A 15,658-nucleotide genomic window follows, 5' to 3' on the forward strand; every position below is an offset into this window, starting at 1 on the left:
CAGGACTGAAAATGCTTTTTTTCATGATAATAATTACGATTTAAAGTTAATAATTTTTATACTTTTGAATCGTACTGTTTTCGGGGGAGCTTACAACATCCAAAAAGTTGTTTAATCTTTTCTGCCAAATTCTATGCTGATAAAATTTAATATTAGTTTCGAAGTTTATTATTTCTCTTACAAATTTATTTCTTTTTATCACCAAACCATTTGACTTTCTTATGCTGCTAACTTCTTCACATTGTTCATTTATATTATAAAATAAATCGATTTTACCTGGATCGTCGTATTCTTCAGTAACTGGAAAAAGATTCCATTCACTAGAATTTTTATTTATTACTTTTTTTAGATTATTTAATTCTACTTTATCATAAGTACTATTAAAAATAAAGATGCTTTCCTTATCTATGTTGAAGTTCAATTTAAAGTTAGGGTCGTGCTTATCATACAAATTATTATCCTCAATTTTAAAATTCTTTAACTTATTATCAAGAATCGCACTGAAGTTTAATTCATCCGCTTTTTCATTACCTAATTCGATTGCTAAAATAATATCATCAACGTATCTACCGTAATATATAGGTTTTAGATTGTTAATTATATCTTTATCAAAATCTAAAAGAAAAAGATTTGATAACATTTTACTTGCATTCAAAGTTAAAGGTAGACCATATTCAGAAGGATTTATTTTATTTTCTTTGAACCAGCTGTACTTTTTATTATTGAAATTGTTAAAAGAACCAATCATATCAAATAATAAATTATTTATGAATCGGTCAGCTTTTGTCAACTTAATTTCTGATTCTTCTATCAGTTGGTCAACCTTCCTTTTTAATACATCAATTTTTATAGAATGGTAGTACTTGCTAAAATCAGTCGTTACTACAATGAAATCTTTGTCATCTTTACTATCCAGTGAGGTAAATAAATCATTTTGCCATTTTTGATAATTTGAAAAGTAAGGTTTATATATAGTATGATTTTGCTTGAAATATGGTAATTCAATAGATTTATCATTATTCTTTAATCTACATCCATATAAATTTTTAGGAAATACATTATCTATTTTATGACCTATCCTATTTAACCAAATCCCACCTATAATCTGAAAGATAACTGAAACTTCTCCTAAATACCTAAAACTGCACTTTTCAATTTCAACTAAATTGCGTTCAATATTTGGAAGAGTGCTTTTAACTTTTAGCTTATCATTAATCGGCTTTACTTTAATATTCTTAAAAACAAAATTAGAATTACCGAGGTTTTCTTTTAATAAAAAAAAATCTTTATTCTTCTTTCTTAAATTAATTTTTATAAGATTTATATTTACATCAAGATCTTGCTCAAATTTGATGATTTTATCTATATAATGATAGTCTCTTTCATAATAAAGTTCCCTTTTAATTTTACGGTACGTAAAAAATAATTCTTCTTTAGCTACTTGATCAGACCCAAAAGTAAATTCTTTTGCCATTACTTATATTTTTTTATATTTTATATTTTGAGACGCAAACTCATATCGTCATGTTGTTTACAATACTAAAGTCATAATTACGACGCCACTCCATCGATAAAAACCTCCACAAAATCCTGAACTTTTTGAATAATTCTTTTTCCAATATTATTTCGTTCTTTCAATTGAGGTCTAATTTCTAAGAGTTTTAAGGCATCGCTCATTTTAGGTATTTTGGAAGTGAAAAGAAAGCTGTCGATCGTTTCCTGGAATTTCTCTTTGTTTAGAGATTCTTCGACGGCTATTTTCTCAAAAGCATCAGTTCTTTCTTTGCTCCAGAAATTATCGAATTCATCGCTTACAGATTCGCCGTCTGGAATATGTGGCAAATTCTCGTCTATGAATTTTTCTATCAATTCTTTTTTACTTCTCAGCTGAGCATCTCCCGAAAGGATTTCGCGGATTTCTTTTTTCTTTTGCTCCAGTTTGTCGCCTTTCAAATTGGAGTTTTTTAGATTAGCAAGAAGCATAAGAATATAACTCACATTAATTTCATCGCGATGAATCAGTTCCAATTCAAAATCCACATCGTCTAAAATGCTGACTTTTCCATTTTCTTTAGGAGGATGTTTTAGCGAAGTCCAAATATCAAGATATTTGCTTTTGTAGCCATCAAATTCAAATTCTTCTATTCCTAAGTCATCGAAGCTAAAATCCGCAAAGGATTTCAAAACATTTAAAACCCTCAATAATTCTCGAAATGCAGTGATAAATTCAAACTTTTCTTGTTCTGTTTGGTAAGCATCTACACTTTGAATTTCGGGCGCAACCAATTTTAATTTTTCTAAAGAATTTTTAAATAGTTCAATATAATCTTCAATGGGCTGAATAATGATTTCTTTGATGGCTTCTTTGTTAGAAAACAAAGTCACCGCATCATCTGTCGCAGATTTAAGATTGCGAAAACAAACGATATTTCCCTGCGATTTTTTCTCTCCGATGATTCGGTTGGTTCTGGAGAATGCCTGAATCAATCCGTGATATTTCAGGTTTTTATCAACGAATAAAGTATTTAATTGCGGACTGTCAAATCCCGTCAAAAACATATTGACCACAATGATCAAATCCACTTCTTTATTCCTAACTCTTTTGGCAATATCATTATAGTAGTTATAGAAAGTTTGGCTGTCTCTAGTTGAAAAATTAGTTCCGAACATTTGGTTGTAATGACCAATGTATCGGTCCAATATATTTCGGCTGTGATTAAAACCATATTCTGCACGAGGTTCCGCTACCATTCCAAATACTTCATCTTCTTCCTGATGATTTCCATCTGCATCTTTTGAATCTTCGTTACTTGTGTAACTAAAAATTGTTGCGATTTTCAGATTGTGTTTTCCCTCTTCTTTTTTCTTTTGGAAAAGGTCATAATATTTCTGTAAAACATCGATACTACTCACACAAAACATCGCATTGAATGTTTTCTGATGGGTTTTTCTTCCGTGTTCGGTAATGATATAATCTGTAATTTTTTCCAATCGTTTCGGACTCGCCAATAATTCCTGCGTATCAATCGCCTCTACTTCCGTGTCGATATAAGTATTACTTCCCTCTTTTTCCTTGTATCTGCCGACATATTCTACCGAGAATTTCAAAACATTCTCATCTCTGATGGCATCTGTAATGACGTATTTATGGAGACACTCTTTGAAAAGCATATTGGTAGTTGCAGCAATTCCTTCTATTTTCCCCACTGAATTCACTTCCGAAATTGGTGTTCCAGTAAAGCCAATCATTTGTGCCTTTTGAAAATATTTTTTGATATTTTGATGGGTTTCTCCGAACTGACTTCTGTGGCATTCATCAAAAATGAAAACGACTTTTTTATCTTTTAACCGCTCTATTTTTTTACCGTGTTTTTCTTTGGTAATTGCAGTATTCAGTTTTTGTAAAGTCGTTACAATTAGTTTGGTACCGTCGGAAAGTTGCTTCACCAAATGTGCAGTATTTTCGGTAGCATCAACACTGTCTTTTTCAAAAGCATCAAATTCCTTCTGTGTTTGATAATCCAGATCTTTCCGATCTACCACAAATACAACCTTTTCCACTTTTGGAATCTCTTTCAGAATCTGACTTGCTTTAAATGAAGTCAACGTCTTACCAGAACCTGTTGTATGCCAAATAAATCCGTTGTTTTCGGTATTTCTAACTCTTTCAACAATTTTTTCTACTGCATAATATTGGTATGGTCGAAGCACCATTAAAATTTTATACGTTTGATTCAGCACAATGTATTTAGTAATCATCTTGGCAATATGACAAGGTTCTAGGAAAGCCTGCGCAAAATCTTCAAGTTGTCTGATATTATTATTGTGCTCATCTGACCAAAAGAAAGTCTGTTTAAAACTCTGCTTGGCATTATTGGAATAATATTTTGTGTTGACACCATTGCTAATGACAAATAACTGAACGTAATTGAATAAACCTTTACCAGTACTAAACGACTGATGATGGTAACGGTTGATCTGGTTGAAAGCCTCTTTCATTTCCAAACCACGGCGTTTGAGCTCTATTTGAACTAAAGGCAATCCGTTGACAAGAATCGTGACATCGTACCGGTTTTTGTAATCTCCTTCCTGAGCAATTTGATTGGTTACCTGAAATTGGTTCTGACACCAGCTTTCCTGATTGATAAATTCTATCCATTCCGAAGTTCCATCATCTTTTGTAAACTGAAATCGATCCCGCAATGTTTTAGCTTTTTCAAAAACATTTCCTTTGGCAAGATGATTTAAAATCATCTCGAATTCTTTAGTGGAAAATTGTTTTTTATTATGAATTTCAAGTTGCATTTTCAGGTTGATAATCAAATCTGCTTCATTGCAAATCTTGACTGTTTTATGACCTAATTGCAGTAATTGCTCTACTAATTTCTGTTCGAGGATATATTCGGGTTGACTGGACATTTTTAAATTCTTAAATTATTTATTCCAAAGCTTTTCACTTTCCCAATTGGGTTTCATTCCGAGAGCATTGGGATCTACAGAAGGGTATTTTTTAAATAAGTCTGTTAATTTCTTTGTGAAATCATTTTCCGGATGAATGATGTTGATAAGATATTTCATTAAGGAAAGATGAATATAGATTTGAGGAAATTCGTGTTGTTTGGGAATAGTCTCAATCCAATCAAAAGGAGGATTAGATAAAAGCTTGGGGGTTCCTGGTAAATTTTTATTCCACAATCTGGAATGGTGTGCACAATAATTTCTTATTTGGGCAATAGACTGCAACCAACTTGGTAAATAGGTGTGATTGACTGCACCAAATTCTACGGCAATAATATTTTTTGACTCTACGGTATTTTTAAGATTGCCGTATAATTTTGATAAGGATCCAAAACTGGTTTGTTCCAATGTTTTCCAAGCTGGAGGAAACCTCTGGTCATCTTTGTGCTTTTTGAAATGTTCTTTGATGTATTTCTCTTTGGTTCTGGAAACCTCTTCTTCAATAGAAGCAAGTGTTTTTGTGAGTGCCAAACTATCATTAAAAATATCAAAGTTTTGAAACCACCACGCATCAAATTCGTGAGAAAGATGATAAATCAATTTTGTCCGAAGACTGATCTCTATTCTTTCAATAACATCAAAGAGTAATATTTTTAATTCCCTATCAAATTCATAAAGATGAATCACATCTGAAAATTTGCTACCCTCCTTAAAAACATGATTTTCTTTATCCGATTGCATCGAATACCAATATTCTCCCAATCGGTAATAACTTACGTGAGAAAGGTAATGTTTTGCAAATTTTTCATCTTCTACCCTTAATCCTCTATCCTTTAGAATTTCAATCTGTTCCTGAAGCGTCGTTGGTTTCTTTTCGAACATAAAAAAAATAATTCTTGTAAAACTACAAAAAAGTTTCACAAGAATTATTTCTTAAAAAGCAAAAGACACACCCTGGGACGCTGTTCTTATGGGTAGCGCGGTGTGTACTGTTGCTGCAAAGATACAAATTAAATTTAATCTCTTACAAACGTCTTACGGTAAATGTTTATTTCAATGCTTTAAACATCTGGTCAATCGCCTTTTTCTTCTGTTCCAGATTGGGATGAACATACAGATTTAAAGTGGTACTGATGTTGGAATGCCCGAGTAAAACACTCACCGTTTTATAATCGCATTTGCTTTCGATACAACGTGTGGCGAAACTATGGCGTAATCCGTGAAATTTAATTTCTGGAATTTCCAGGTGCTTCATCAGATTTTTATAATAGCTTCTGTAAGTTCTCGGTTCGGTGGGTTTGGCATCATTGGTCAAAACATAAAACAAAGGATTGACAATTTTTTTAAAAGGTTTCAACATTCGTAAAAGATCTCGACTCATCGGAACTTCCCGAATAGAATTCTTAGTTTTGGGGGTATCGAGAAGCAATTCTGTTCTGCGTTTGCCATCTTCGATAATGTAAATACGTTGAATGGTTTTTCTGATGTTGATAATCCCGTTATCCGTATCAATATCTTCCCAAGTGAGTGCGCAGATTTCTCCAATACGCATTCCAGAACAAAGGCAAATATAAACGCCAAGATTCCGGAATGTAAAATGCTCCTGAATATAATTCATCACTTTTTTCTGATTAGCTCTGGTTAAAACTTCAATACTTTGATTTTCACGTACTGTTGGATATTGAATGTCAAATGGCGTGTACTGAATCCATTTATATTTTGCCCCAAATTTCATGACCATTTTCAACACGATAAGCACATCTTTGATGCTTTTCTGGCTCAATCCCTGTTCCAATTTTTGAAAAACAAATTGCTGAACTTCCTCTTCTTCGATGCTATTTACTTCTGCAAATTTAGGTAACAAATGGTTCTCTAGCAAAAGCACATACGCCGAAAAGCTCGATTTTTTCACATAGAGTTGTTTGTCTTTTTTCCATAGTTCTACGATTTGTGCAAATGTTTTTTGTGTTGTCATAATTTTCTTTTTGATTTTAAATTAAATTGTTAAATTCAAAGAAGATATGAATAAAGGATTTGAGAAGAAAATTCTGTGGAATTTAAGTTTGGAAATTATTAATCTTTAGTTTTCCAAATAAGAGAAATGTGCCTAAGTTGAGGTTCTCGGAATTTACAGGAGATTGGAAAAAATATCATTTAAATGAGGTTGCTGAAAAAGTAATCAATAAAAATAATGATAATAAAATTGCAACTATTTTTTCTAATTCAGCGGTCCAAGGAATTGTTTTACAAAGCGATTATTTTGACAAAAGCATTGCAAACAGGGAAAATCTAGGTGGATATTATGTCGTAGAACCTTTTGATTTTGTTTATAATCCAAGGCTTTCTTCTACAGCAGAAGTTGGTGCTATGAATGTTAACAAAACTAATCTAACAGGTTTAGTTTCCCCACTTTATACTGTTTTTCGAATTAAAGAAATTAATATTGATATTCCATTTTTAGAATATTTGTTCAAGTCTAAAGTATGGCATCATTATATGAGGAGTATTGCTAATTATGGCGCAAGAGATGATAGAATGAATGTTAAAAGTGAAGATTTTTATAATCTCCCACTTGCAATTCCTAATTTTTCCGAACAAAGTAAAGTTTCAATATTTTTGTCTCTTATTGAAACTCGTGTACGAACCCAAAAGAAAATAATTGACAACTTAGAATTATTATTCAAAGGTGTAATTTATAAACTTTTTACTCAAAAACTAAAATTAAAAAATGAACAAAATTTAGATTTTTCGAAGTGGAAAATAAAATTAGGAAACGAAGTCTTTAAGAGTGTAACAAACAAGAATCATAATTCTGATTTACCAATTCTTGCTATTACTCAAGAATACGGTGCAATACCAAGGGGTCTAATAGACTACAAAATTTCAGTAACCGACAAAAGTGTCGAAAGTTATAAAATAGTTGAAATAGGTGATTTTATCATTAGCCTCAGAAGTTTCCAAGGAGGTATCGAATACTCTAATTATGAGGGTATATGTAGTCCCGCTTACATTATATTGAAAAATAAAATACCAATAAACTCTCAGTTTTATAAATATTTTCTAAAATCAGAATCTTATATCAAGTTGTTAAATAAAAAACTTGAAGGAATAAGAGATGGTAAGATGATAAGTTATGCATATTTCTCTGAAATTGAATTACCGTTTCCTTCATTGGAAGAACAGAATAAAATAGCAAACTTTTTTTCTTCCATCGAAGAAAAAATAGAAACGGAAAAGAAAATTTTAGCTCAATACGAAACTCAAAAGAAGTACCTTTTGGCAAATCTTTTTGCTTAAACAGCCTTGTCAAGGCTATGTTTTAGACGAATAAATTGGCAAGTAAATATTTTTTTTGATTTTCGTAATTTGTTAATAATTCATTTTCTAAAGTGAGTTTTTCATCAAAAAGCTTTAAAAAATTTGCAATTTTATTTTGAATATCAATATTAGGTAAATTTACTTTTATTCTTGAGAATTTTTCATAAAACAAGTAATCTCTAACCCCGCCTTCAACATTTCTTAAAACATCTTTTTTAAATAAATCAGTTTTAAGATACTGAAATAGAAATTCATCATTTACTTCATCTGTTGTTTTAAAACAAACATACAATGAACTCACAATAATGTTTTCTAAACATCTACTGTAGCCAATTGAACCAACATTTATTCTAGCTGGATTATATGCAAAAGTTTCTTTATCTATAATTTTGTATAAAGAAATGTCGTAACCTCTTTCATCACTATCGACACCTTCAAATTGTTCGGATTGTTTCACAAATCCTTTTTTATTATTAATTGAATAAACGGTTAATTTAAGATTCTCCTTATTTTTCTTATTAACTGCATAAGTTAAATCTCCAAGTTTTTTAAAATTGCACTGCTCTTTATTAGAAAATCCTTTTTTGAACAATCTTGTAGACGCAATTTTTTTGGTTATTTGTAAATCCTCAATTATTTTCTTTTGGGTTGTTATTCTTTCATTTATTAATGATAGAAATGAAGCGATTTTTTGTTGTTCATTTAACATAGGAAATGAAAGTTTCATTTCTGAAATCATATTCATTCTAACAGAGTCAACAGAGTTTTTTGCACTTAAACGAATTACTCTGTTGTAAAATTTTTCTGAAAAAATGCTGAATATGTATTTCCCGTCAAATCCTTCCTTAAAATTTCTAATTGAATAAACTCTTTGGTGAAAATCAAATCGTCCATTTATATAATGGAAATTTTTCCCAACTCCAACTCCATCACCAGAAGTTAAAATTGCTTCACCATCATATGAATAACTATCTATATTTTCAATAGTGTTTGACCTAACAAAAAATGGATAAATCCCATTTTTAACTTTGTTTTGAGTGTCTTTATTTCCGGTTTTTATTTCCGAAACTTCACCTAGTTGTTTCATTTCCCAGTCTCCATGAAACCCCGGAAATCGCAAATTTGGAAAATTTCTGATACTTTTATTTTTTTCTGTCATCTTGATAATTTATTGTTACTGCTATAAAAATTAAGGATATTCTAAAGTCAAAAAAATTTAACTTACTAATCCTAATTCTTTTAAATAAACTTCAATTTGACTGTCGAGTTCGATACGTTTGGCTTCCAATTGTTTGATTTCCGCCATTACCGCTTGGATGTCGATTTCTTCTTCTTCTTCAAAAGTATCTACATAACGAGGAATATTTAGGTTGTAATCATTGTCAGCAATTTCCTGCAACGTAGCGAGATGAGAGAATTTCTCTTCTGCCTTTCTTTCCTGGTACCTATCAACAATTTTATTAATATGTTTTGGAAGCAATACATTTTGATTTTTTTGCTTTTCAAATTCTTTGCTGGCATCAATGAACAGAACATCTTCATCTTGCTCTCGGCATTTCTTGAAAACCAATATACAGGTCGGAATGCTGGTACCAAAGAAAATATTGGCAGGTAAACCGATGACAGCATCCAGATAATTCTTTTCTTTAATCAGATATTTTCGAATAACCAATTCTGCTGCACCGCGGAACAAAACACCATGAGGCATTACCACTGCCATAATTCCATTCTCATCCAGATGATGAATCATATGCTGGATAAAAGCAAAATCTGCTTTGGAAGCTGGCGCTAGTTTTCCATATTGTGAAAACCTTTCGTCTAACAATAAAAGCGCATTACTGCTCCAGTTCGCAGAAAAAGGCGGATTGGCAACAATAGCATCAAAAGTTTTGTCAAGGTGTTGGGGCTTTTCCAGCGTATCTTCCTGCTTGATATCAAAATTACTGTAATTGACACCGTGCAGAATCATATTCATTCTTGCCAAGTTATAAGTAGTTCGGTTCATTTCCTGACCGTAAAAATCGCTTACTTTCGCTTCACGAGCAACACGAAGAAGCAGAGATCCACTTCCGCAAGTTGGATCATAAACAGACCTTAATTGTGATTTTCTGCTGGTAACAATTCTTGCCAAAATGGTAGAAACCTGTTGCGGCGTATAGAACTCCCCCGCTTTCTTGCCTGCACCACTTGCAAACTGTGAAATCAAATATTCATAGGCATCTCCTAAAACATCTGCATTGGTATCGGAAAGGTTGAAATCAATATCATCCAAATGATACAATACTTTGGAAATAAGGGTGTTTTTTTCATCTTCTGTTTTCCCTAATTTGGAAGATGTTAAATCCAGATCTTCAAAAAGATTATCAAAATCATCTTCACTATCAGTTCCTAAAGTCGATTGCTCAATATTCGTAAGAATTTTTGAAAGTTCAGCAAGGATGAAGTTAGATTTCCCTTCTTCTTTTTGATGCCCTTTCTTCGCAATATTACTGAAAAGCTCTGATGGTTTTAAGAAATATCCTAAATCCTCTACAACCTCTTCATAAATTGCCTGAACGATTTCTTTTCCTTCTTCAGTATTTTCATCAACATCATTGTAATCAATATCTTCTCCAGAATCTAATAAAATTTTGTTGGCTGTAAAATGAATCTTCTCAGACAGATATTTGTAGAAAATAAATCCTAAAATGTAATCCCGAAATTCGTCGGCATCCATTTTCCCTCTTAAAGTATTGGCGATATTCCAAAGTTGTTGCTGCAATTGACGTCTTTGTTCTTCTGACATTTTAAATCCTTAATTAAAGTTCTTGGGGGTATTCGATATTTTGCCAAATATAACCAAAAACTACGTACCTCCTTACAATCCTATATGATAGTAAAAAACTTTGGTTTTTTGAATTTTTGATATAAATATCATAATTGTGTCGCAGTTAAAAAAATTTAATTAAAATAAGATTTAATGAGAAATAGTAAATAATGCGAGATTATCGCAAAATCTCGCATTATTTACTATTCACTTTTATCTGTTGGGTCATCACTGAATAATATATCCGCATTTTTTACGAAGAAAAATTTGGGCGTGCTGCGGATCATCACTTCAGCTTCCCCACTCCTTTCTGTTTCAAATCCTAACATTACGAATCACCACCGGGTATTTTATTCCCCGCGCGAATAGATTATCCCCACTCTCTCCCCTTCCTTTGCTTTGTCAACATCAAAATAAAGCACGATGAAAACCTATCTTAATCTTATCACGCAGCAACAATTGGCAGCAGAAATCTGCAAGAATCTTCAGCAATTGGTTATGAACTATCCTATTGAAATGGTATTTCTGTCGAGAGAGTATTTCTGTTCAGTGCCCACCATTATTATCAGTTTAGGTAAGGAAACGGAAAATAAATTAAACGAAAAATTGTCGCAGGAAATGTGGATTCGGAGTAGTTTGAAACAACACCAGGTTATGATTAGCATCCTCCAATATCCAGCGCATGGACTGCAGCTTAATCTTCATTTCAGTACCATCCTATTTACCTGTCATACCCGGCAGCTCATCTACGCCCGCACGGAAAAGAGTTGGAACAGCGTGTTTCAGAATCTGTATTCGGACAAGCAGGCGAAAAATCAAAAACTTTTTCAACAGTGGATCACGCCTATTATCAGGCAATGCGGGGTGTATGAGGAGCAATTTATTAACAATCAATTCACGAATTCGTCTGTTGAGGTGGTGGCTACCGGCATCAAGACGGTTTATGCAGAACTATTTTCCGCTTTCCGTGACTTTTTTATGCCCAGACCGCAGCATCCAAATTTTGAAGGGGTCAAAATACTGGCTTTTATGGAACATTATATTCCTGGTGTAGGTCATCCGATGCGTAAAATTTCACTTGATGCGATCGCCGAATTTTTAACTGAAACACCACTTAACATTACGCAGGATCGCATCGATGAGCAACTTAAATATGTCGGCTTTTTAAAGGAGGTCTTAGAACATCACCTGTCGAATCTTTTTCACCGCAAATTGGCACAAACCTTATCTTGGAATCAGTACGCTTCGGTGTATGACCCACCTAAAGCAGTAGTGAAAAAGTCTGTACCTGATCTTCCGAGTACAATTTCCCAAATTATTAACGAGCACTTTAAATCTGATTATATCTTCCTCCATCATCTAGAAAGTGAAGCAGGAAAAAGATCTAAGACCCTAGTGATTATAGTAGGGGAACAATTGAAAATCAACCATTTGCAGGGAATTCAGCACCTCATCAACCCTCATTTTCCGGAACAGGAGTTCACCATTATCCTGCACAAAACAGAGTGGCTTAAGAAACACTATGTTTTGTTCTACGGATTTATCGACCGGTATCTTCATCGGGACCACCTGATTGATCAGCGCCGTGCTGTTCTTAACTTTCCGAAAAAAATTGAACAAGAGCGGGATCTTTTGGTGAGGAATTACTGGAAGGATCGGAAAAAAATTATTGAAGTGCATTGGGCGAATATCGGGTTTGGCTGCCACGCCTTTCACGAGACCCACATCATCTACCTACGCAGTATCTTTCAGCAATTGTTTCTCGGAACACTTTATCACTACTCGCATTATATTCCGAATACGCTCAATCTTCATTATCTGTGGGAGCTTATTTCTTTTTTCGCACCAGAGGTTCCGGAAAGGTTGGTAATGAACCGCCCTATGAAAGAAATCATTTCTTATGTGAAGGAGCCGGATCAAAATTTCCCGGGTGCAGCGTCAAGGTCGTCGGAAGCTTCTACCCTGCTTTTTCAGGAAGCGGTGGCATGTTGCAGTCAACTTTATCAAAATATCACTCAAGAATTATCTTAAACACTATTCATTATGGAAAATTGTATCAATCAAATCAAGGAGAAAAAACTTCCGAAGCAGCTTACTGAAATGCTCATGGCGGAGGTGGAACGGAAAAATATTGAATGCGTGTGGCTGTACCGACAAGAGCATCAAAAAGGCTCGCTGCTCACTATTTTGTGTAAAGACAAACTATTGCTCCAGCGGACATTTGAGTATCTTTTCATAGGTAATACCTTTGAACAAGACCGTCTGCCGATTTCTATTCTGGACGATGCTGATCTGGAACAACACTGGGAAGACCGGAATTTATTCTTTCACAGGTATGCACGAAAAGAAGATCAGATCTATGGGGAGGAAAAGAATTACGGGAGATTTATCGTTAACGAATCGGATCTCAGATCTCTAAGAGAAAGGTATCTGAAGACGGAACAACTCCTTATGAAATATACGGAGGAACTGACGGTGGACGGACAGGTGGGAGCTACCTTATTTTCCTTAAAAAATATACAGCATGATCTGGAGTTTCTGGAATATCTGCGGTTTGGAAAGTCATTTGAAGATTTCACACTAACAGAACGACTGCATCAAATGGAAGCTTTTATTCCGGAGGTTAAAAAGCTTTTTTTAAAGGATGGTGATTTGTACTATCTTTTGCGCCAAATCGAGAATGTGGATGTCGTTGAATATATGGATGAATATCAGCATTTCATCCGTAAAATCAAGAATCAGATGAAAAGTTTTGTTCTACAAAATATGAGGGTAAAGCAACCCAAAAACAATCACCTGAAACCTATTGTATCTCATCAGTTTTTGAAAGACCCATCCATCAAAAAAGTATTGCGCCCTTTATTGCAAATGGCTCATCTGGAGGAAGTATATTTATTTCATGAAATTACCAGCATTCAAGCCAACCTCCAGCTGAAACATTATTACTTGTTAGCAGTAGTTTCGAAGGAAAATATGAAAGAAGCAACGCGCGTATTTCAAAAAATAAATAAAGATCTGCCACCAAATTTAAAATTTACCATTATCTACCATACCCGATTGTGGATTCAGGAAAATCTGTATCAATCGCAGCACTTTTTAAGAACATTGATGAATAATGACCATAAGATTTACACTAATGATTTTCATCCGAAAATTCATTGGGGTCGAGATGACACCTATCGTTGTGATGACTCTTCTATTTATCATCGCAGGGCTAAAGATATTTATAAAAGACATCTGAAGGGAATTAAGCATGATGAAAAGTCGACGATGGTATCTATAGTTCCCAGCGATCTGAATGAATATTTTATACAAATCCTTATCAACAGTTTATACGATACCGTTGGCTATTTGGCTGAAATCAAAGATGTGAAAATATTGTGGGATTTGGTAATCTATTCTCATCCAAACGGCCCTCAATTTGGAGAACATCTGCAGCAATTATCTTTTGATCTTCTCAATTATCTGAATATGTACCGAAAAGAGAAAATGCCGACTCTCTTTCTGAATCAAAAAGAAAAAAAGGTCTTGTTTAATTTATTAAAGAATATTAAGAATACCGACTAATGAACTCATCCATGATGTCTTTCATTATGTATGATGACAGATCGTAATGTATTTAACCCATTAAATTTATTTTATTCAATATCCTTGTACTGACCCATGGTTTGATAAAAAACCGTCAATATAATGAGCAGTTTCCATTAAGTTATTAAAAAACAAAATCAAGAAAAAAAATTAAGTTTATTAGTTGAAAAACTGGACATTTATCTAATGAAGACTTTATGTCATTTTAATAAAAGCATAAATTATCAAGTAAACTTGAACGCTTGCTGCATTAATTCCTGTGCTGATCGTGAAATTCCGACTTCTGAAGCGATACTTTTCCAATTACTCACTGCATTTTGAACTTCAAGAATTATTGAATCCATTTCGGTTTCATTTAACCTAAAATAAACACCAACGCTTTTTGCTAATTCCAAATTCAAGGCATTATCGTCCATATCGATATTTAGGGCTAAACCGTCTTTCTCAATGGAAGGATTTAAGTCATAAGCCGGAGATAAAATCCATCCTTTTTCGGTTAAAATAAAACCGTGATTTCTTAAATGATCATCAGTATTGGAAATGCAGATATTAAAAATAATTCTTCGCCATAATTGTTTAAGATTTTCGTCGACATTAGCACCAAGGTTCATCATAAATTCAGCTATATCAAGATAACTGGCTGTTGAAAATCTTAATGATTCCTCATTGTTTCCAGTCATCGTCATCGCAGAAGAAAAGTGAACTCTTTGATTGCCCTCTCTATCAAATCTTTTCGTAAAAAAAGTATGATATTTTCCTGCAATTTTCTCGATTTTACATTCAGCCATTTCAACTCCACAATTAATTGCCAATTGATAGGCTAAAAATTCCCATGCTCCTTTATCTATGGTGTCGCTTTTTGAAGGGAATTTTGCAATCCATAATTCACCATTTTCATCCTCAATATTGGCTTTTGGTCTCGCTCCACCTAAGGAAGATCCTGGAGCCATGAGAATCGCTAACCATTTTTTCACATTAGCATTTTCGTCATCTTCAAGGTTTTTTGCTGCGGATTGCAGTTCCCGGATAGACGACCAAGGTGGGGTTGAATTATTTTCATCATCATCGAGAAACAAACCATCTAAAGAAGTTTTGAATCTCAAAGCACCCATTCTCGTTTTGTCATAAACGCCTAAAAGGTAATCAATATCATAAAGCATTTGTGGCTTTTCATCTCTCTCTCTTGCTTGTTGAGCGGCTTTTCTTTTCATTAAAGTTCGTCCCCAAGTATCGGGCATACTATCGAGAAAGACTCCAAAGTTTTCTTTATTATTTGGAAATTGCACACCAGAAAAAAACTGAATATCTGGATCGATCAAGCGTTGACTTTCTGTACTTAACCAATTTTGGTCATACTCAAAACTGAATGCCTTTTTTCCTTTTCCATAATGTGCAGATAAAATCCCCATTAATTTTGGCTCAGAAAGGCTTTTCCAGTCTGCGAAAACATAAATATCAAATTTTCCTTTTTTCATATGTAGTTATTTA

Annotated in this window: 10 protein-coding genes; 3 read left to right on the top strand and 7 right to left on the bottom strand. The window is 33.4% G+C overall.

The annotated features are described in order from the left end of the window. Positions 1-46: 46 nt before the first annotated feature. The 4 genes from ACZ9HT_RS10895 to ACZ9HT_RS10910 form a co-directional block, all read right to left on the bottom strand. Positions 47-1,474, bottom strand: a complete 1,428-nt coding sequence (locus ACZ9HT_RS10895) for an RNA-directed DNA polymerase (RefSeq protein WP_476040521.1) — start codon at positions 1,472-1,474, stop codon at positions 47-49. 77 nt (positions 1,475-1,551) lie between these two features. Next, positions 1,552-4,419 (bottom strand): type I restriction endonuclease subunit R, encoded by a 2,868-nt coding sequence (locus ACZ9HT_RS10900; protein WP_476040522.1) that lies wholly within the window; start codon positions 4,417-4,419, stop codon positions 1,552-1,554. 15 nt (positions 4,420-4,434) lie between these two features. Next, the gene (locus tag ACZ9HT_RS10905) at positions 4,435-5,340 is read right to left on the bottom strand and encodes an Abi family protein (RefSeq protein ID WP_476040523.1); all 906 of its coding nucleotides are present in this window, start codon (positions 5,338-5,340) and stop codon (positions 4,435-4,437) included. A gap of 166 nt (positions 5,341-5,506) precedes the next feature. After that, positions 5,507-6,433 (bottom strand): tyrosine-type recombinase/integrase, encoded by a 927-nt coding sequence (locus tag ACZ9HT_RS10910; RefSeq protein WP_476040524.1) that lies wholly within the window; start codon positions 6,431-6,433, stop codon positions 5,507-5,509. Between the two features lie 137 nt (positions 6,434-6,570). Here ACZ9HT_RS10910 and ACZ9HT_RS10915 point away from each other — a divergent pair, with 137 nt between their 5' ends. Beyond that, entirely contained in the window at positions 6,571-7,755 is a 1,185-nt protein-coding gene (locus tag ACZ9HT_RS10915) for a restriction endonuclease subunit S (RefSeq protein ID WP_476040525.1), read from the top strand. 22 nt (positions 7,756-7,777) lie between these two features. On the opposite strand, the gene ACZ9HT_RS10920 is transcribed toward ACZ9HT_RS10915, so the two are convergent. Continuing rightward, on the bottom strand, positions 7,778-8,935 hold the full coding sequence (locus ACZ9HT_RS10920; protein WP_476040526.1) for a restriction endonuclease subunit S: 1,158 nt from the start codon (positions 8,933-8,935) through the stop codon (positions 7,778-7,780). 57 nt (positions 8,936-8,992) lie between these two features. Then, positions 8,993-10,561, bottom strand: a complete 1,569-nt coding sequence (locus ACZ9HT_RS10925; protein WP_476040527.1) for a type I restriction-modification system subunit M — start codon at positions 10,559-10,561, stop codon at positions 8,993-8,995. A 444-nt stretch (positions 10,562-11,005) separates the two neighbouring features. On the opposite strand from ACZ9HT_RS10925, the gene ACZ9HT_RS10930 reads away from it, so the two are divergent. Both ACZ9HT_RS10930 and ACZ9HT_RS10935 read left to right on the top strand, forming a co-directional pair. After that, positions 11,006-12,613 carry a hypothetical protein gene (locus tag ACZ9HT_RS10930; RefSeq protein WP_476040528.1) on the top strand — a complete coding sequence of 536 codons (1,608 nt, stop codon included), beginning with the start codon at positions 11,006-11,008 and terminating at the stop codon, positions 12,611-12,613. 12 nt (positions 12,614-12,625) lie between these two features. Beyond that, a complete protein-coding gene (locus ACZ9HT_RS10935) occupies positions 12,626-14,149 on the top strand; it encodes a hypothetical protein (protein ID WP_476040529.1) in 1,524 nt (507 codons plus the stop codon). A 245-nt stretch (positions 14,150-14,394) separates the two neighbouring features. Here ACZ9HT_RS10935 and ACZ9HT_RS10940 read toward each other — a convergent pair whose 3' ends face one another. Continuing rightward, positions 14,395-15,645, bottom strand: coding sequence for a type II toxin-antitoxin system HipA family toxin (locus ACZ9HT_RS10940; protein ID WP_476040530.1), 1,251 nt, complete (start codon positions 15,643-15,645; stop codon positions 14,395-14,397). Between the last annotated feature and the right edge of the window lie 13 nt (positions 15,646-15,658).

This window comes from Chryseobacterium sp. UYP7, assembly GCF_056279225.1.